Consider the following 17,544-nt stretch of genomic DNA (forward strand, 5'->3'; position numbering starts at 1 on the left):
TGTCGCTGCAGTTTTATTTATATATTTCAGCTTATTAAATATTTAATGGAGGTATCGATGAAGATGACATTCGAAGAAATGCTTAATTGGACCAAACGCTTTAAGGAAATTATGGCTTGTAATGATATAGCAATCAAGAAGGCCAGATTAAAAGTTATGCAAGTGGATCTTGAGAATACCTACAACATCCCCATGACGAATGGATTGCAATTTCGCAAAGATCAACCACAACTAATGGCATTATATATCACCGTAGTCGAGGCAGTAGAGGAGGGGAATTATGTCGAAAAATTATCGTGATTACACAATAGGCGAGTTGTTGGATTTGGGTTTCAATGTCAATGTTTATGACCATAACATTCGTTCGAAAGATGGAGCGAAAAAGCACATTAAGATGTTCGAAGGGGTAAGTGAACCAGTATTCGAAAAGCTTGAGAATACAGATACTGATGTTGTAGAAGCGAAAGATGGACGAAAATTCGAAGTAGCTTATTTTGTCAAGAAGGAGGGATAGAATATGCCTTGGTTGTTTACCGCAAGTAAGTTGATAAAAGCAAAGGAACTCCGTGAGCATATAAGAGAAGCAAAGAAAACACCTGAACTATTGCTTGCTATGGAATTGGAAATCAAGAAGGAAATGGTAAGACATAAAAAGCAGCAAGCTAGGACGGCCATCCTGCTTACTGCACTTAATAAATAAGATTAAGCCAATTATAGCACACAGCTATAGTTGGCACAATGGAGGGTTTATTCATGAAAACAATTGAAATCAAAGAATTGTATTTGCGGAATTTTAAAGGGATCAAAGATCTAGTAATTAATTTTGCTGGCAATACGGATATATTCGGTGCAAACGGCATCGGAAAGACAACGGTTATTGATGGATTTATGTGGGTTCTTTTTGATAAAGACAGTCAGAACCAGAAGAAGTTTGATATTAAGCCCCAAGATGAAAAAGGTGAGTCCTTGCATGGGTTAGAACATGAGGTGAAAGTGACCTTGATTGTAGATGGTATGGAGAAGGAATTGCGAAAGGTCTATAAAGAAAAATGGACCAAAAAACGTGGGCAACACACAGCTGAGTTTACTGGCCATACAACCGATCACTTTATTGATTCTGTACCAGTAAGCAAAAAAGAATATGAGGCAGATGTAGCAGACATTATCGATGAAGATATTTTTAAATTATTGACTATCCCAACATATTTTAACGAACAACTGCACTGGAAAGATCGTCGAGAAACCTTGCTTGAGATAGCTGGTGATGTAGATGATCAAGATGTCATTCAATCCAATAGGAAATTGGAAAAATTAGCTGAATTATTAAATGGAAAATCAATAGATGATGTGCGCAGAATCATTGCTGAAAAGCGAAAAGAAATCAATGCAGAATTAGAGCGTATTCCTGTACGTATCGATGAAGCCACAAAAAACATGCCAGATGTAAGTGGATTGAGTGAGTCAGAAGTCAATAGTCAGCTTGATGAAATAAATAGCCAAATCGAAACTACAAACGAACAAATAAGCGATATTAAAAATGGGAGTGTTAGCAGCCATTTAAAAGCAAAAATAAGTGATATTGATTTAAAACTCTCCCAAGTTAAAAATCAACACGAGCAGGATAATCAGCAGGTAATTTATCGCTTGCAAGCTAAGCTGCAGGAAGAACAGGCTAATGCACAAATCATCAAGTCAAAAATGGACAATTTAAACGATCGCCAAACATCAAATAAGGTACGTGAGAAGGAACTTAATGCAAATATTTTAAGATTGAGAAATGAATGGAATGAACTTAATGCTGAGGTGTTTGAGCATAATGCAGAGTGTGTTTGCCCTGCCTGTGGTCAAAATTTGCCAGAAGATCAGGTTAATGAGGCAAGAGAAAAAGCTAAGCAGCAATTTAATATTAAAAAATCAGAAATGTTAGAGCTCGTCAAAAATAAAGGGGTTAGCGCAAAAGAAAAACTTGTTGCTGTATATCAGGAAAATGAATCAATCCAAATGAAAATACAAAGCTTGATTGAACAGGAAAAGAAAATAGCTGACTCGCTTACTAAGGTAGAAGAGGATTTGAAAGAGGCAAAGGAGAGTGCAACACCTTTAGAAGATAACAATCAATATCAAGAGTTAATGACACAAAAAAAGGACCTGAAACAAGCTATCGAGGACGCACAAGAAAACGTGTCAGAAGCTATTGATAAAGTGTTAAAAGACAAAAGTCTACTCCAAGCAAAACAAATCGAATTACAAGAAACGCTTGCTGATTTCAAGCAAGTTGAATATGCATTAAATCGTATAAAAGAACTTGAGGAACAACAAGTAGAATTAGCTGCAGAGTTCGAACGGCAAGAAGAGAAACTATATCTATCTGAGGAATTCATTCGCACGAAAGTAAACATGTTGGAGGATAAGATCAGTAGCAAATTCCAATATGCCAGATTCAAATTGTTCAACAAAAACATCAACGGCGGTTTAGAGGAAACTTGCGAAACCATGTATAAAGGTGTGGCCTATAACAGCAATTTAAACAATGCTGCTAAGGTCAATGTAGGTTTGGATATCATCAATACACTATCAAGTCATTATGGGGTGCGTGTACCAATTTTCTTTGATAATGCGGAGTCGGTAACTGATTTGATAGATAGTGAGTCTCAGATTATTAGATTAGTAGTTTCAAAATCAGACAAGGATTTACGTGTAGAAACTAATGAAAAGGTTGGTGTGGCGCAATGATTTTAAGCGGGGTTTTTGACAATCAGAATGGGTACGCTGAAGTTGAAAAGGATTTGAAAGAACGATTTAGCGTGGAATATCTAAGTGAATTAGGGCAATTAAAAGTTTTTGATGATTTTGAAGTTAAACCTGGTTACGCCCATTGTATGTACCACGGGAAATTAAAGGAAGGCGTGGTACTTACTGAATTAGAAATCGCAATGATTTGCGATAGCGGCTATTCCTTTTTTGGAGGACACAGCAATCTTTATGGTGATGGTCGTTTCGAAGTAAAGATTTGGACAGATTAATTTTATAGGAGAGTGAAATTTCATGTCAAATAACATTCAACAGTCAAATCAACTGGCTAAGAAGGAAAAAACACAATCAGAACGCTTTATGGAAAAGGTAGTCAAAGAATTCGGTAGTGGGGTTGGCAAACCAGCCCTTACCGATTTTCAAAAGAGGTTAGCGCAAAACTACTTTATATCACTGGATGCCGTTTTAAAAACTTCGGAAGAACGACGTATGAAAAAATCCGAAAAATATCGCGATCCCTTACCGGTTTCTTGGAACAACATTAACATGAATAAGTTGGCTACAGATGTTGTGACCATGGCAAGAATCGGGTATGATCCTGCCCAGCCGAATCATATCAATATGATTCCTTTTAAGAATAATCGTACTAATCAATATGATATTGGATTTGTGGAGGGATACAGAGGACTGGAATTAAAGGCTCAAAAGTATGGTTTACATGTACCAGATAGTGTAATTGTTGAACTAGTTTATTCAAATGACCATTTTAAGCCCTTGAAAAAAAACAGTCATAATCCTACAGAAGGCTATGAATTCAGTGTGGAAAATCCATTTGACAGAGGTGAATTACAAGGTGGTTTTTACTATCACGTTTTCAAAGATAACCCAGATAAAAACAAGTTAGTAGTTATGTCTATCCAAGAAATTGAAAAGAGAAAACCAAGCCATGCCAGTGTTGAATTTTGGGGTGGTGAAAAACCTAAATGGCAGAACGGTCAAAAGGTAGGCACTGAAAAGGTAGAGGGTTGGTATGACAAGATGTGTTGGAAAACAATCTTTCGTGCAGCCCACCACGATATCACGATTGATAGTACAAAAATTGATGAAGATTATTTGAATATGAAAAGGATGGAAGATGAATTTGACGATGTGCAAGTTCAACAGAACATCAACGAAAATGCAAATAAAGATTACATCGATGTAGAGTTTACTGAATCACCAGAAGAAACTCCAGAACCCAATCGAGAACCAGCAGTTGTAGAAAATCCAACACAGGTATCTAATGATGATGAATTAGAACAAGCAGCCAAGGATTTAGACGATCAAATAGAAGAGTCAGGACCACCATTCTAATGATTGAAATAAAGACATTGGCTTCAAGTTCAAAGGGGAACTGTTACCACATTACGGATGGTACCACTTCCCTGCTGCTGGAAGCTGGAATAAAGTTCAGAGACGTGCGGATTATGTTGAATTTCCAAACAAGTGATATAGCAGGCTGCTTAATTAGTCATGAACACAAAGATCACTGTATGGCTGTGCAGGATGTACTAAGGACAGGAATCGATACGTATATGAGTGCTGGTACTGCAGAAACAATAGGCATTACTCATCATCGAATAAAGCCTATTAAAGCATTAGAATCTTTTGAAGTCGGAACGTGGAAAATCATGCCCTTTAATGTAGAACATGATGTTGCAGAGCCATTAGGCTTCTTATTAGCAAATAGAGCAGGCGAGAAGCTTTTATTCGCCACTGATACCTATTACATTCGCTACAGGTTTAGAGGGCTAACACATCTACTTATAGAGTGTAATTACAGCAAAGCAATACTAGATCAAAACATCATCGACGGTGTGGTGCCGAAGGTCATGAGGAAAAGGCTTATTCAGTCGCATATGAGCCTTGAAAACTTAATAGATTTTCTAACCGCAAATGACCTTTCAAAGATACAAGAGATCCACTTGCTGCACCTTTCAGATACAAATAGTGATGAAGCGTTATTTAAACGTACAGTGCAGAAATTAACTGGGAAACTTGTATTTATAGCATGACAGGCTTAACTGAACGGAGGTGAATGGGTTGGCAAGTCCTCAAACGGAGAAAGGTTACATCAGAATTGCAAATGAGCTATGGAATGAAATTTTAAGGAGGGACTTCAGCAAAAGGCAACAGAACTTAATTTTATTTATTTGGCGTTTATCATATGGTACCGGTCAGAAAGATTGTGTGATTGATAAGTTTAAACACCTTGAATTAGCAGGCCTGTATAAGTCAGATGTGAAGAAAGAACTTAAATTTTTACGAGATTGTTCGGTTTTAAATTGGGAAGAAGAAACAATGATTTTTAGCATAAATAAAGATTACAAATTGTGGCAAATAACACCGAATAAAAATTGGGATTCTGACCGATTTAATGACCTTATTCACCTCAATTTAAGTCGAAAAAAAGTTAGTAAAACACTAACAAATGATGATAAAAAAGTTAGTAATTCACTAACTCCTAAAAATGTGAAAGTTAGTAAAACACTAACTAATAGGGTGAAACAGGTTAGTAAAATACTAACTTTGAAGTTAGTAAAATACCAACTCGCACCCGACTCAAAGTCAATAGTCATAACTAATCCAGCGTCTCTAAAGACATTATTAAAGACATTAAAGATTAAAGACATAAAAGAATGTAGTAGTATCGCGCGCGATGCGGATTTTAAGGAAGTAGTTCATTATTATGAATCAAATTTAATGTCAAAAGGTCTGACCATTAATGAGGCTGTTCGAGATCACATTGTTCAATATTTTGATGAATTTGGAAAAGAATTGTTTCTGGCAGCTATGAAAATAGCAGCTTCACAAGAAAAAACTGGTATTCGATTTGTCGGGGGGATTTTAAATAACTGGCGCAAAGCAGGTGTTAAAACACTTGATGACGCTAGGCTATTCGAAAAGCAATTTAAAAATAGCAGATACCAGAACCAGCGTAATTATAATACCGGTACTAGCAAAAAAGATATCGTTCCTGACTGGTACAAGAAGCATAAAGAAGAGGGGCAGGCACAGCAGGCTAATCAAGAGCCAAGTGCTGAAGAAAAAGAGCGTCTTGCCCGAGAAGCTGATGAACTACTGGCTGAATATTTAAAAGACCGTGAAGAACGATTGAATAACTAGGAGGAGGTAAAAGAATGATTAACAGAGTTGTACTTGTTGGCAGGTTAACGAAGGATCCAGAGTTGCGTTATACACCTAATGGTGTTGCAGTATGTAATTTCACCCTAGCGGTCAACCGGCCGTTTAAAGATCAAAACGGAGAATCACAAGCGGATTTTATCCAGGTACAAACGTGGAGGAAGATTGCTGAGAATACAGCCAATTATCTGGGGAAAGGCTCACTTGCCGGCATTGATGGGCGTATTCAAACCCGAAATTACGAAGGTGACGACGGAAAGAGGGTGTACATTACAGAGGTCGTGGCAGACAGCGTGCAGTTTTTAGACACAAGAAACGGACAAAATCAGCCACAGTCGAATGATTCGGGTGCTTCTAATATGAATACACCTCAAACAAATAATAACGAAAATTCTGGCGGATATGAGCCTAATCAGTATAGTGGTCCAATAGACATTTCTGATGACGACCTTCCGTTCTAGGAGGATGAATATGGTTCACAAAGAACACTCTGAACAAGCAGTAAGAGATCGAAGACAGTTTCTTCTCCGTGAGTTGCGAAAGCTTGGTATTTCTAAATCTTTTGACGGTAGAAAGGTGGAAGAATGCAGCCTATTTGCTCTCGAATGGATTCATATTGCGGAGAAATATAAAAAATTAAATAGCTGATATTTTTGGAAAATCTACAAAACTTAGGAGGGTTACTTTGGAAAATGAACTCTGGAGCGATGAAGCTACTTGTGGCAGATGTAACCGAAAATTGAAAGACGCATTAAGCATTGAACGTGGCTATGGTCCTCGTTGCTGGGAGAAGGTTCGAGAAGAACAGGATCAGGAAGGGGAATCTTAATGACGGTGTATACAGGCAAGCGAGGAATGGAGCTTGAAAATCTCATAAACTACACGAATCAAGTTTACAAGAATAAAGGTACTGCTTTGATAGATAAGGTGCCCACACCAGTAAAAGTATTGCGGAAGCGTGGCAACCGCATTACAGAAGGCTTTTACGAGAATAAGAGTACGGTAGATTATCAAGGCGTTTATAAAGGTCAGGCAATATGTTTTGAAGCTAAAAGCACTACAGCGTTAAGATTACCACTCAAAAATATTCATAAGCACCAAATTGATTACTTACATGAAGCACAGAAGTTGGGTGCAATATGTTTCTTTATCGTTGAATTTACAGCACAACGGGAAGTTTATCTAGCACCATTTGATTTTATCCATTTAGCAGTTATCAACGCAGATAAGGGCGGTCGCAAGTCAATACCCTATGATGACTTTAATTACTATGCAGCCGGAATGTTGCAATCTCAAAACGGAGTACCACTAGATTATTTATCTGCTGTCGATAAGTTGATAGATAGCAATAAGAACGCAGGTTAAAAGGAGGAAGTATCGATGATAGAAATTAAATTGAAAAATGCTGAAAGACACGTCCATATGAAATTTACGGAAGATAATGTAAGGGTTGGAGAAGGATTATTACAGAGTGTATTAAATTTTATTGGACATCCAGAAAAAATTCAGGTGAACGATAGCTTAAAAATTGTGAAAGAGAACCATAGTATTGTTACCAAACCTATAAATTATGTTACTGATCAAGCCAAAAACGGAACGGGGCAGGATGAAAACAGAACGGTACAAGGAAAAAGTAGACCCAGAAGATTACCTTTGGTAAATAGCGATAGATCAAACTTTTCTTTAGGTGATTTAATTCAGAATCAACGCAAAGAAAGAGAAAGCGTGCAAACTGAATGCAAATGTCCTGAGTGTGGACATGAAGGATTAAAGTATGTTCCTTTTGGATATCGCTACACATTTTGTGATATTTGTAACACCAAATTATTTATAAAACCAGCTGCTGTAGAATGGGGAGAAAAGGACGAGACTGGAAATGTTTATGTAGCTGATGAAGTCTATGAGGTTGGATAAGGAGGCTCACATGCGACAAAAAGTATATGCATTACTAATTACAGCATTGCTGATTGCTGCTACAGGTACTCTATACATGGCTGTCACAACGCAAAAAATGATTGATGAGTATAACCAGCTAGAACAAGATTATCAAGACCTCCAAGTCGATCACCTAGAGATTAAGCTGCAACATGACAGTCTCATAGATCAAATATGGATGGATAGCCAAGAACAGATGATGGAAGGTGAGGAAGAATGAATGTACCACGAATCCTTCACTATCCAGGTAGCAAGTGGTCATTAGCAAAGTGGATCATTAGTTTTTTTCCGGAACACGAGACATACCTGGAACCTTTCTTTGGATCCGGAGCCGTATTATTTTCCAAGGAACACAGCAAATTAGAAACAATCAATGACATAGATGGTGAGATTATCAATCTATTTAATGTTATCCGTGATAGGCCTGATGAGTTGGCTAGACAGATTGCTCTGACGCCACACAGCCGAGAGGAATACTATAGCAGCTACCATGAAGCAACCGACGATATGGAACGCGCAAGAAGGTTGCTAGTGAGGCTGTGGCAAGGACGTGGAGGAAAAACAGCCCACAGGACAGGTTGGCGCAGCATGATTGAGCGAAATGGACCATTGCCAGGTAATGAGTGGTTAAAAATCCCCGAAAAGATCATGTGGATTACAGATAGGCTGCTAGGCGTACAAATTGAATGTCAGCCAGCTGTAGAACTTATTGAGCGATACAACCGACCGAATGTTTTAATTTATGCGGATCCACCGTACCTATTAAATACAAGAACCACCACTAGCTATAAGCATGAAATGACAGATGCGGATCATGAAGTGCTCCTCGATCGATTAAATGTCCATCAAGGTCCAGTCATTCTATCAGGCTATGAGAATGATCTGTACAATGATTTATTAACCGATTGGCGGAAGGAAGTTGTTAAGGCCAAGGCAGAAGGTGGAGCAAGTAGAAAAGAAGTATTGTGGATTAATCCGATAGCTGCCGAGAAAGTACAGCAGATTAATATATTCGATTTATAAATGGAGGTATTTTGATGAATTATCTTGATAGAGCAGAAAAAGTAATCAGGGATGAATGGTTTAAAGATCATGTTGCCGAAGTAAGAGGAGAAAAAGGGTTGCAAGCTATTTATTGGAGTAGGCCAGAAACTAGTATGTATAGCGTTAAATATGTCCTGTCAGGATCCAATATATTTATTTCTGGAGATACAGGAGAAGCAGCTTATTCTTTAACTTGTCCAGCAACCCTAGAAGAGATTAAAGATTTTGACTTGGGTTATTTTACAGGAAAACTAGTTGCATTTTGTGATGAACGGTGGGATTTTGATTCTGATAAAGCGAGGAAAGAATTGAATGAGTATTGGGAAGAACATCAATTAGGTGATCATTATCAAGACTCGCATGAAATCTATAACAGTGTTCTCTCTGCTATCGATGAAAGTATAAACATTAAAGAATACAGGACTTTAATAATGACTGTATACCAAACTACATCCATGCATTCTGACACATTAGAATACATGTGGGATTTTGGTGAAAGAGTGCCATATCGTTTAATAGGATACTGGGTCGGATTAAAAATGGTTATTGAACAGTTATTGGATGGCGATCAAGATGAAACAGCTTGATTTATTTAGAGAAATCATAGTGGACAATTTAGGGGAGCGTTAAATATGAAAGGAGTATGTATTGATACAACTAACAGCAACGTACTCCAAGAGGGCATGACTTACTATGTGTTCCCACACGGACCATATGCATTCTATGTTTCAAAATTTGAAAATGTTGCTTCCCACACAGGAGCGTTTAGTCGCGATAGATTCGAAGTCATTGAGCAAGAAGAAACATCCAATGAAAGCATTCAGATGAACCTGTTTGATTTTTGAAATAAAAAAAGCCGGAATCTCTTCCAGCCACCCAAAATAATTATAACACATTGGAGTGGTTCCGGTGAAAGATAATAATATGACTGCAGAAATTGATCTAATGGAAAACGCATTTTATATAGTAAAAGATGGGTTGTTAACAAAAGTCACAGCTAAACAATACGGGCAAGATGTAGTTGTTTGGAAGAATGGTAAGGTGCTGGACGTTGATAGGAGCGAGCGTATTCGATTAGAGGGGCAGGAGGTTATTTAAGAATTAATAAAGGCTTGGGCACCCCAAGCCTTAAGAGAAATACAGAACTGTTGTTCCTCTCAAAAAATATCATATCATATTGAGAGGAGAAAAGAAATGACGATTTTAGAAAACACGCTCTACAACATGGACTGCATAGAAGGGATGAAATTAATTGATAGCAAATCTATCGATATGATTCTATGTGATCTTCCGTATGGTACCACTAACTGCAGGTGGGATGAGATAATACCATTCGATCAGTTGTGGGAGCAATACAAGCGGATAATCAAGGATAATGGCGCTATAGTGCTCACCGCAAGCCAGCCGTTCACCACTAAGCTGATAGCAAGCAATATGAAGTGGTTCCGTTACGAATGGGTCTGGAAGAAAGGTAAGCATACGACGGGATTTCAAAATTCGAAGAGAATGCCATTGAAAAATCATGAGAACATTTGTGTATTTTATAAGAAGCTCCCTACATATCATCCACAAGGCCTGATACCCTTGTTGAAGGTAAGAAAAGGACAAAGGAAAAAAGTGAGCGGGATATTTAAAGAGGGGGATAAAAGCCTCATGAAAGAGTATAAGACTACTCACACGAATTATCCGAAATCGATTTTGGATTTTCCAAGAGACAGTAAGACTTTTCATCCAACTCAAAAGCCAGTAAAGCTGTTTGAATACCTAATCAAAACTTATACTAATCCCAATGATGTAGTGCTAGATCATTGCATGGGATCCTGTACTACTGCTATTGCTGCAGATAATACTAAACGAAAATGGATAGGTTTTGAGTTGGATAAGGAGTACTGTTCAAAAGGAATTGAACGAATCAATCATAACCGAGAACTATTGAAATTACAAAAATCTATAATTATAAAACCATAAGCTGTCCTTACGGAAGAACCGACGGACATCAGATAACGCAATTCAGCGTTGTTTGATGTCCTTTTTTATTGTCTGCAACCAAATTACTAAAAAACAGAGCATTTGGCAACCAAGGAGGATGACGATGAACAAGCCATAAAAAAGCCAGTTGAAGGAACGGCAGAAAAATAAGCCTATCAATAAGGCTAAGAAGGATTTATCAGACCGAGAATTACATGAATTGATGGGGATTCATCGCCCCACATATGCAAGGAAAAAGGGTGGGGCATTTATACAAAAGTAAAGGGGGAATCATAATGTCAAACTGGGCTGATCAATTAATTCGTGAATATGAAATAGGGAGAAAAGGTTTAACAACAATGAAAAGAGAGTTAGATCCTAATGATTTAGCTGATATGAATGATCAGAGTAAAATCAACAGCATGATTGGAACTATGACCGAAGCGATTGATTGGATGACAATTGGCAAGGAACCAGGTAAGAAACGTGGAATTGACAAGAGAGCTGCTTATCAACGACGTGCAATGGCAGATATGGATTTGTTTCCTTCATTAGATATTGTACCGAAAGAGCGGGAATTAACTGAGGATGAAAAACAGATTATATTTAATTTAATTGCTGAGCTATCACCACGGGAAAGACAATGTTTTATCATGAATAAAGCATATATGATGTCGTATGCTGAGATATCAGAGGAATTAAAAATAGGACGTAGCACAGTGCAAAAATATGTGGAACGAGCAAGAAGTAAAATTTCTTGTCGTACAGATGTCGTACAGAGTTTTTAAATAGTGAAGGCACTTATTAAATTAGAATTTTATTGTAAAGGACAATGAACATACTCTATACATTTCTCATAATTGCACAAAATGCGAAAATAAAAATTGCAAGGAAGATAAAAGGTATATTAAATTTAAAAAAATATAGCAGATTAAAACCTTCTTTGGTAATATTATGAAGGGGGTGATTGTTATAAAAGAAAAACTATTAACAGGCCTGTCACTAATAGTAGCAGTATGTTTTACGGCTTTTATATGGGGATTAACAATACAATCTGTAGGTATTGATAGCGTTAATAAAGCAACTATTATTGGTGGCATTTTGAGTATGTTTGGAGGAATGGTTGGGGCGTTTTCAGCTTATTTTATATCTAGATTTCAGTTAACCAAACAAATGGATCTTCAAGATCAAAAAGATCGTAGTAGAGTGCTCCTAGAAACTGAGCTAAGAAAGGCAGAAGAAATACTAGGTATTTTAAATAAAACTAAAATGAGTTACTTTCACCTGAGTGGGATATGGTCCTCTGTACTAGCAGATCATGTGAGGCATATAAGATCTCATTATGAAGAAAAAATTGACTATGATGATTTTGTGAATACAGATTTGTTAAATGCTTTAGACCAAAGTAGAGACGAATTTATTATGACCTATATGGAGGTTTATAAGTACAGTCCTTACTATGCTGAACTAATTAGTCGTTTTAAGAACGAACATAATATGTATTTCAAAAAACTCACTGTAGATATCAATGCTGTAGTTATGCTATTTAAGGGGGTAGATTCTGAATTTGAAACTTATCGCCCTTTATTGTTTTACGCAGAAATAAAATCTAATGAAATAGATTCAAACTTTAGCAAAATACAGGATATTATTGACATGCAAATTGCCGATACTGAAAAAGAAATAAGTGAATTAATACAGAATTTTAAGAAACATAAATAGACAAGTAATTTTATAAGGATGAAACAAGCACCTGTTTTAGGTGTTTTTTTCTAATGTCCAAAACAAACTTAAATATCATGGAGGTGGCGGTGATGTAAAGTGGCAAGGCCAAGAAACCCGAAACGCGATGAGGCATTTAAAATATGGAAAGATAGCAATGGAACCAAAAAACTAAAAGACATTGCTGCTGATCTTGAGGTATCTGATTCCCAGATTCGAAAGTGGAAGAACCAGGACAATTGGAATTCATTTTTGAATGGTAACGTTACTAAATCGAAAGGTAACGTTACTAAACGAAATAGAGGCGCACCTAAGGGTAGTAAGAATGCTCTAGGTAATAAAGGTGGCGCTGCACCTAAAGGAAACCAGAACGCCACTACTCATGGATTCTTCTCTAAATTCCTTCCAGCAGACACGATAGAAATAATGGATTTTATGAATGATCGTGAACCAGTTGATTTAATATATGACCAGATACGGATTCAATATGCTGCTATCATAAGAGCGCAAAGTATCATGTTTGTTGAGTCCAAGGAAGAAATGATTAGAGAACTCAAAAAACGCAAGTATGAAGTCAAAAACACAGGTGACAGACAAAATAAAAACTATAAGAAGTACCCTATTGAAGAGGAGTTCGAATTCCAATTTGCTTGGGATCGTCATGCTACATTCTTAAATGCTCAATCAAGGGCAATGTCTGAATTCCGATCATTGATTAAACAATTTAATGAACTGGCCTATGAGGACGATGAGCGCAGACTGAAACTGGAACAAATGCAATTGGCTGTTGATAAGGCTAAAGCGGATCTAGAAGATGGCATTGACGGGGAGGAATCATCCTTTGAAATCGTGGTGAAAAGGAAAGGTGATTCATCATGAGTACTGCACCTGCATTAAGAATTGAAAAAGAAGTCAATGATCACTTTGAGGATTTTCTTTTTGATTGGAACCAAAAGTTTCAACTGCTTGTTGGTGGTTATGGTTCCAGTAAAAGTTATCATGCAGCATTAAAGATCATCTTCAAGTTGTTACAAGAGAAGCGTACAGCATTAGTTGTTCGAGAAGTGTATGAAACCCATAAGGACAGTACTTTTGCATTATTCAGTGAGATTATAGAGGAAATGGGCTTGCTTGATGACTCTGGAAGGCGAAAGATAGCTAAGGGGAAGATAAGGCCTAAAGAAAGCCCCTATGAGTTACGCTTTTTCAACGGATCTAAAGTAATATTCAAAGGAATGGATAAGCCGGCCAAGCTAAAATCCATTCACAATGTATCACTTATTTGGCTGGAAGAGTGTTCTGAAATCAAGTACGAAGGCTTTAAAGAGTTGTTGGGACGATTACGACACCCAACATTAAAACTGCATATGATTCTATCTACTAACCCTGTTGGAGAAGACAACTGGGTTTTTCGTCATTTCTTCGTAGATAGACAAAACAAAGTCTACACCTTAGAGGATAAAGAACTTTATAAGAACCGAATCATGGTAATAGGTGATACATACTATCACCATTCGATGGCTGATGATAACTTATTCCTCCCTGATAGCTATATTGAGCAGCTAGAAGAAATGAAGCAATATGATCCTGATCTATATAGGATCGCGAGAAAAGGTCGCTTTGGTGTAAATGGTCAGCGTGTACTTCCTCAATTCCAAGTAAAAGATCATCGGGAAGTCATCAAAACTATTAACCTTATAAAGAAACCATTATTTCGTATAGGCATGGACTTCGGTTTTGTCGATTCGTACAATGCTGTTCTTCGATTGGCAGTAGATACAGAGAAACATTATCTATATATCTATTGGGAATATTACAAACGCGATATGACGGATGACTACACTGCTGTTGATCTGGATGACCTTCGCAAAAGTGGAGACCTCATTATTGCTGATTCATCTGAAGCAAAAACCATTCAATACTTTAGACAGCAAGGCTTCAATATGAAAGGTGCGTATAAGTATCCAGGTTCGAGACTGCAGAATACCAAGAAGGTCAAGAGATTTAAGAAAATCATTTGCTCCTCCAATTGTGAAAACACCATAAATGAATTAGAAGATCTTGTGTATGCCAAAGACAAGAATGGCAACATCATTGAGGATAAGTTTGGAATTGACCCTCACACATTCTCGGCTATTTGGTACGGATTAGACGGCTATGAAGTAGCTGACCTAAAAGAGGAAGCACAGAAACAGGCTAGACCATCAAGACAAAGATCAAAAGGAAGGAGGCGATAAGGTGTCAGAACAGACTGTGAAAGCAAGAGTATTAAAAGCTAATGTATCTTCAAATACTAAACAAATATATGAAGATGATTTCAAGAATCACTATGGTGATATCATAGAGCCTCCTTACAATTTGAAAGAATTGAAACTAGTAGGCGAGTACTCATCTATACTCCAGCAGTGTGTGGACGCTTATAAAACCAACATCATAGAGTTTGGCATCGGTCCTGATTACAACATCGACATTAATTCAGATGATGTATCAGAAGAGGATAAGAAAAAAGCTGGTGAAGAATGGACTCGTTTAGATGAGTTTATGAGATATCTGAATCTGGATGATTCACCAGAGAAAACTATCGGGGATATGATTGATGACCGTGAGAAGACAGGCAATGGGTACTTAGAAATCATTCGAGATGGTATTGGCAATCCAGTTGGTATTGAGTATGTAGACGCTCAGTATATGAGAGTTTGTAAAAAAACAGTACCTGAAGAAGTGGAATACACCATTTTTGAGAATGGCCAAGAAAAGAAAGTAAAGCGGAGGAAGAGATTCCGCAGATACGTTCAGATGATCGATGGTAAGAAGGTTTACTTCAAAGAATATGGCGATCCTAGAGTGATGAATTCGAAGGATGGGAAGTTTGATGACAATACTCCGGATAACTTGGTAGCTACTGAGATATACCATATGAAAATCGGCAGTGGTACTTATGGCAAGCCACGATGGGTTGGCAATCTTATCAGTTTATACGGTGCAAGAAAAGCTGAGGAATTGAACTTAACCTACTTTACTAATGGTCGACATATTCCTGCTGCTATAACAATCAGTAATGGTCAGTTGGATAAAGATTCATACGCCAATTTACAAGAATATATGAACGATCTAACAGGTACCGAAAATGCTCACAAATTTTTACTGTTGGAAGCTGAGGGGATTACTCAAGAAGACGGGATTGGCAATGAAAAGATCACTCCAGCGAAGGTAGAAATCAAATCATTGGCAGAAATTCTGCAGAAAGACGCATTGTTTCTTGAATATGACGAAAAAACAAGACAAAAGATTCGATCGTCATTTAGGCTGCCACCTTTATATACAGGTGAATCACAAGATTTCAGCAGAGCGACTGCAGATACAGCAAGAAGAGTAACGGAAGAACAAGTATTTAACCCAGAGCGGAGGGCGTTAGCAAGAACGTTAAACAGCCTATTCTTAGAGTCTTTGGGTTTTAAATTTGTCAAAATCACCGTAAAAAGTGCTGATTTAAGAGATCCAATTGAAATAGCAAGAGCCTTATACCCATTAATTACTGCTGGTGGTGTAACACCTAACGATGTCAGGCCTTTGTTATCTAAAATACTAGGTCAGAAAGTGGATATGTTTGATGAGGAATACAACATTCCACTTCAAGTATTGCTAAGGCGAAAAGAAGCTGCCGCAACCAATCCTATGGCTGATTTATTAGGCATTGAAAAATCTCATAATAAAGCGCCAAGAGGAGAAGAACTTATCAATCTATTAAAAGATATGCGAGACGTACTGGAAGGATTGCAGGAGCAATGATTAGCTTTGACAAGTTAGTTGAAAGCTTGAATAAGTTTATTGCCAAGGCAGAGGAAGCAGAAGGAAGCATTATCGATGAGATGGAGGACTTCCCTGGTCTCGAACTGTTACCAAAACTAATGGATGACTTTGAAACAGCGATTGCTAGGCTGCTTAGGGTGCAGAGGAAGCGATTTGTTGATGAGTTTAATGTCTTTATAGCTAAAGATAATAAAGACACGCTAGGGGCTTTCCTTGTGTATATGAAAGACAACCTTTTTGCGGAGGATGAGTTTGCAGAAGAGTTTGGAGAAGAAGCAGCTAGATTCCTAGAGTTGACCACTGAAGAACTATCAAAACGCATGATGGAATCAATTGATAGAGATGTTAGTTTTAATGTCTTATCCAAGCGTACTACTGATTGGATCAGCAACTGGTCAAGTGATCTTGGAAACATCATGAAATTGAATACTCATGAAGCGCTAGAAAAGGAATTGATAAATGCCATCGATAACGGTGAATCCATTGCTCAAGCAGAGTTGCGTATAAAAGATTTACCGCAATTCGATAGGAAGCGAGCCAAAACAACCGCGCAAACTGAGATTTTAACAGCTTCCAGCCAAGCGCATTATGAATCGTTTATGCAGAGTCCTGCTGTAACCGGTAAGAAATGGAAGCACTCCGGATCCAAGAACAACAATCCAAGAGTAAGTCATATGGCAATGGACGGGGTGGAGATACCTGTTGATGATAGATTCTATGTTGATGGAGAATTCGGTCTTTATCCAAGGGATCCTGATTTTTCGGCAAAGAATCGTGTTAACTGTAAATGTGTATTAGGTCCAGCTGTTGATGAAGATATACTAGGTTTGTCTAAAGAAGAGAAAGAACTGATAAGGCAAGAGGCACTGGATGAAATGAATTCAACTTCAGGTTCAGGTCTTGCCGCTGGTGGAAATAGAGATGATAATGAGAGTGAACCACTATCATTTGTCGAGAAAATTGAACCAGAAGACATACCAGAGGCTGTTCAGTTTTATGAGGATAATATTAGATATGAGCAAGTGGAGAATGCATTTATCATTCAATCTGATGGTGAGGTATACCATAAGAAAGGTGTTGCTGCGAATGTCAACTTTACTGATGATGAGTTAAAGCAAATGAAAGATGCCG

The 17,544-nt window shown here is 37.6% G+C and carries 24 protein-coding genes and 1 pseudogene; all 25 read left to right on the forward strand.

Features of this window, described 5'->3' with window-relative positions:
* The first annotated feature begins 57 nt into the window (after positions 1-57).
* Positions 58-300 carry a hypothetical protein gene (locus JOD18_RS19605; RefSeq protein ID WP_204670818.1) on the forward strand — a complete coding sequence of 81 codons (243 nt, stop codon included), beginning with the start codon at positions 58-60 and terminating at the stop codon, positions 298-300.
* The gene (locus JOD18_RS19610) at positions 281-514 is read left to right on the forward strand and encodes a hypothetical protein (protein ID WP_204670819.1); all 234 of its coding nucleotides are present in this window, start codon (positions 281-283) and stop codon (positions 512-514) included. Before JOD18_RS19605 ends, JOD18_RS19610 begins: the two co-directional genes overlap by 20 nt.
* 3 nt (positions 515-517) lie before the next feature.
* Complete coding sequence (locus JOD18_RS19615) at positions 518-700, forward strand: hypothetical protein (RefSeq protein WP_204670820.1); 183 nt, start codon at positions 518-520, stop codon at positions 698-700.
* 53 nt (positions 701-753) lie between these two features.
* On the forward strand, positions 754-2,733 hold the full coding sequence (locus JOD18_RS19620) for an AAA family ATPase (protein WP_204670821.1): 1,980 nt from the start codon (positions 754-756) through the stop codon (positions 2,731-2,733).
* A complete protein-coding gene (locus JOD18_RS19625) occupies positions 2,730-3,023 on the forward strand; it encodes a hypothetical protein (protein ID WP_204670822.1) in 294 nt (97 codons plus the stop codon). The genes JOD18_RS19620 and JOD18_RS19625 overlap by 4 nt, the downstream gene beginning before the upstream one ends.
* Before the next feature lie 22 nt (positions 3,024-3,045).
* Positions 3,046-4,104 (forward strand): recombinase family protein, encoded by a 1,059-nt coding sequence (locus JOD18_RS19630; protein WP_204670823.1) that lies wholly within the window; start codon positions 3,046-3,048, stop codon positions 4,102-4,104.
* Positions 4,104-4,805 carry an MBL fold metallo-hydrolase gene (locus JOD18_RS19635; protein WP_204670824.1) on the forward strand — a complete coding sequence of 234 codons (702 nt, stop codon included), beginning with the start codon at positions 4,104-4,106 and terminating at the stop codon, positions 4,803-4,805. The genes JOD18_RS19630 and JOD18_RS19635 overlap by 1 nt, the downstream gene beginning before the upstream one ends.
* 28 nt (positions 4,806-4,833) lie before the next feature.
* Positions 4,834-5,916 (forward strand): replication protein, encoded by a 1,083-nt coding sequence (locus tag JOD18_RS19640; RefSeq protein WP_204670825.1) that lies wholly within the window; start codon positions 4,834-4,836, stop codon positions 5,914-5,916.
* Between the two features lie 14 nt (positions 5,917-5,930).
* Positions 5,931-6,395: a single-stranded DNA-binding protein gene (ssb, locus tag JOD18_RS19645; RefSeq protein ID WP_204670826.1), complete on the forward strand. Its 465-nt coding sequence runs from the start codon at positions 5,931-5,933 to the stop codon at positions 6,393-6,395.
* A gap of 10 nt (positions 6,396-6,405) precedes the next feature.
* Positions 6,406-6,582, forward strand: a complete 177-nt coding sequence (locus JOD18_RS19650; RefSeq protein ID WP_204670827.1) for a hypothetical protein — start codon at positions 6,406-6,408, stop codon at positions 6,580-6,582.
* A gap of 37 nt (positions 6,583-6,619) precedes the next feature.
* Positions 6,620-6,763, forward strand: a complete 144-nt coding sequence (locus JOD18_RS19655) for a DUF6011 domain-containing protein (RefSeq protein WP_204670828.1) — start codon at positions 6,620-6,622, stop codon at positions 6,761-6,763.
* Positions 6,763-7,299, forward strand: a complete 537-nt coding sequence (gene recU, locus JOD18_RS19660) for a Holliday junction resolvase RecU (protein WP_239588246.1) — start codon at positions 6,763-6,765, stop codon at positions 7,297-7,299. The genes JOD18_RS19655 and recU overlap by 1 nt, the downstream gene beginning before the upstream one ends.
* A 15-nt stretch (positions 7,300-7,314) precedes the next feature.
* On the forward strand, positions 7,315-7,848 hold the full coding sequence (locus JOD18_RS19665) for a hypothetical protein (RefSeq protein ID WP_204670829.1): 534 nt from the start codon (positions 7,315-7,317) through the stop codon (positions 7,846-7,848).
* 10 nt (positions 7,849-7,858) lie between these two features.
* On the forward strand, positions 7,859-8,089 hold the full coding sequence (locus tag JOD18_RS19670) for a cell division protein FtsL (RefSeq protein WP_204670830.1): 231 nt from the start codon (positions 7,859-7,861) through the stop codon (positions 8,087-8,089).
* Complete coding sequence (locus tag JOD18_RS19675; RefSeq protein ID WP_204670831.1) at positions 8,086-8,892, forward strand: DNA adenine methylase; 807 nt, start codon at positions 8,086-8,088, stop codon at positions 8,890-8,892. Before JOD18_RS19670 ends, JOD18_RS19675 begins: the two co-directional genes overlap by 4 nt.
* Positions 8,893-8,906: 14 nt before the next feature.
* Complete coding sequence (locus JOD18_RS19680; RefSeq protein ID WP_204670832.1) at positions 8,907-9,500, forward strand: hypothetical protein; 594 nt, start codon at positions 8,907-8,909, stop codon at positions 9,498-9,500.
* A gap of 45 nt (positions 9,501-9,545) precedes the next feature.
* Complete coding sequence (locus tag JOD18_RS19685; protein ID WP_204670833.1) at positions 9,546-9,758, forward strand: hypothetical protein; 213 nt, start codon at positions 9,546-9,548, stop codon at positions 9,756-9,758.
* Between the two features lie 64 nt (positions 9,759-9,822).
* Entirely contained in the window at positions 9,823-10,011 is a 189-nt protein-coding gene (locus JOD18_RS19690) for a DUF3954 domain-containing protein (protein WP_338029578.1), read from the forward strand.
* 96 nt (positions 10,012-10,107) lie between these two features.
* Positions 10,108-10,881: a DNA-methyltransferase gene (locus tag JOD18_RS19695; RefSeq protein WP_204670834.1), complete on the forward strand. Its 774-nt coding sequence runs from the start codon at positions 10,108-10,110 to the stop codon at positions 10,879-10,881.
* A 296-nt stretch (positions 10,882-11,177) separates the two neighbouring features.
* The gene (locus JOD18_RS19700; protein WP_204670835.1) at positions 11,178-11,669 is read left to right on the forward strand and encodes a sigma-70 family RNA polymerase sigma factor; all 492 of its coding nucleotides are present in this window, start codon (positions 11,178-11,180) and stop codon (positions 11,667-11,669) included.
* A gap of 175 nt (positions 11,670-11,844) precedes the next feature.
* Complete coding sequence (locus JOD18_RS19705) at positions 11,845-12,603, forward strand: hypothetical protein (RefSeq protein ID WP_204670836.1); 759 nt, start codon at positions 11,845-11,847, stop codon at positions 12,601-12,603.
* A 99-nt stretch (positions 12,604-12,702) separates the two neighbouring features.
* On the forward strand, positions 12,703-13,482 hold the full coding sequence (gene terS / locus JOD18_RS19710; RefSeq protein ID WP_204670837.1) for a phage terminase small subunit: 780 nt from the start codon (positions 12,703-12,705) through the stop codon (positions 13,480-13,482).
* A gap of 20 nt (positions 13,483-13,502) precedes the next feature.
* On the forward strand, positions 13,503-14,840 hold the full coding sequence (locus tag JOD18_RS19715) for a PBSX family phage terminase large subunit (protein WP_338029579.1): 1,338 nt from the start codon (positions 13,503-13,505) through the stop codon (positions 14,838-14,840).
* 1 nt (position 14,841) lies between these two features.
* Positions 14,842-16,392 (forward strand): phage portal protein, encoded by a 1,551-nt coding sequence (locus JOD18_RS19720; protein WP_204670839.1) that lies wholly within the window; start codon positions 14,842-14,844, stop codon positions 16,390-16,392.
* Positions 16,389-17,294 (forward strand): annotated as a pseudogene (locus JOD18_RS24430) (phage minor head protein); the annotation flags it as partial. The gene JOD18_RS19720 and the pseudogene JOD18_RS24430, both read left to right, overlap by 4 nt.
* Positions 17,295-17,544 lie beyond the last annotated feature (250 nt).

The sequence above is a fragment of the Gracilibacillus alcaliphilus genome, from assembly GCF_016909015.1.
Taxonomy (GTDB): domain Bacteria; phylum Bacillota; class Bacilli; order Bacillales; family Amphibacillaceae; genus Gracilibacillus; species Gracilibacillus alcaliphilus.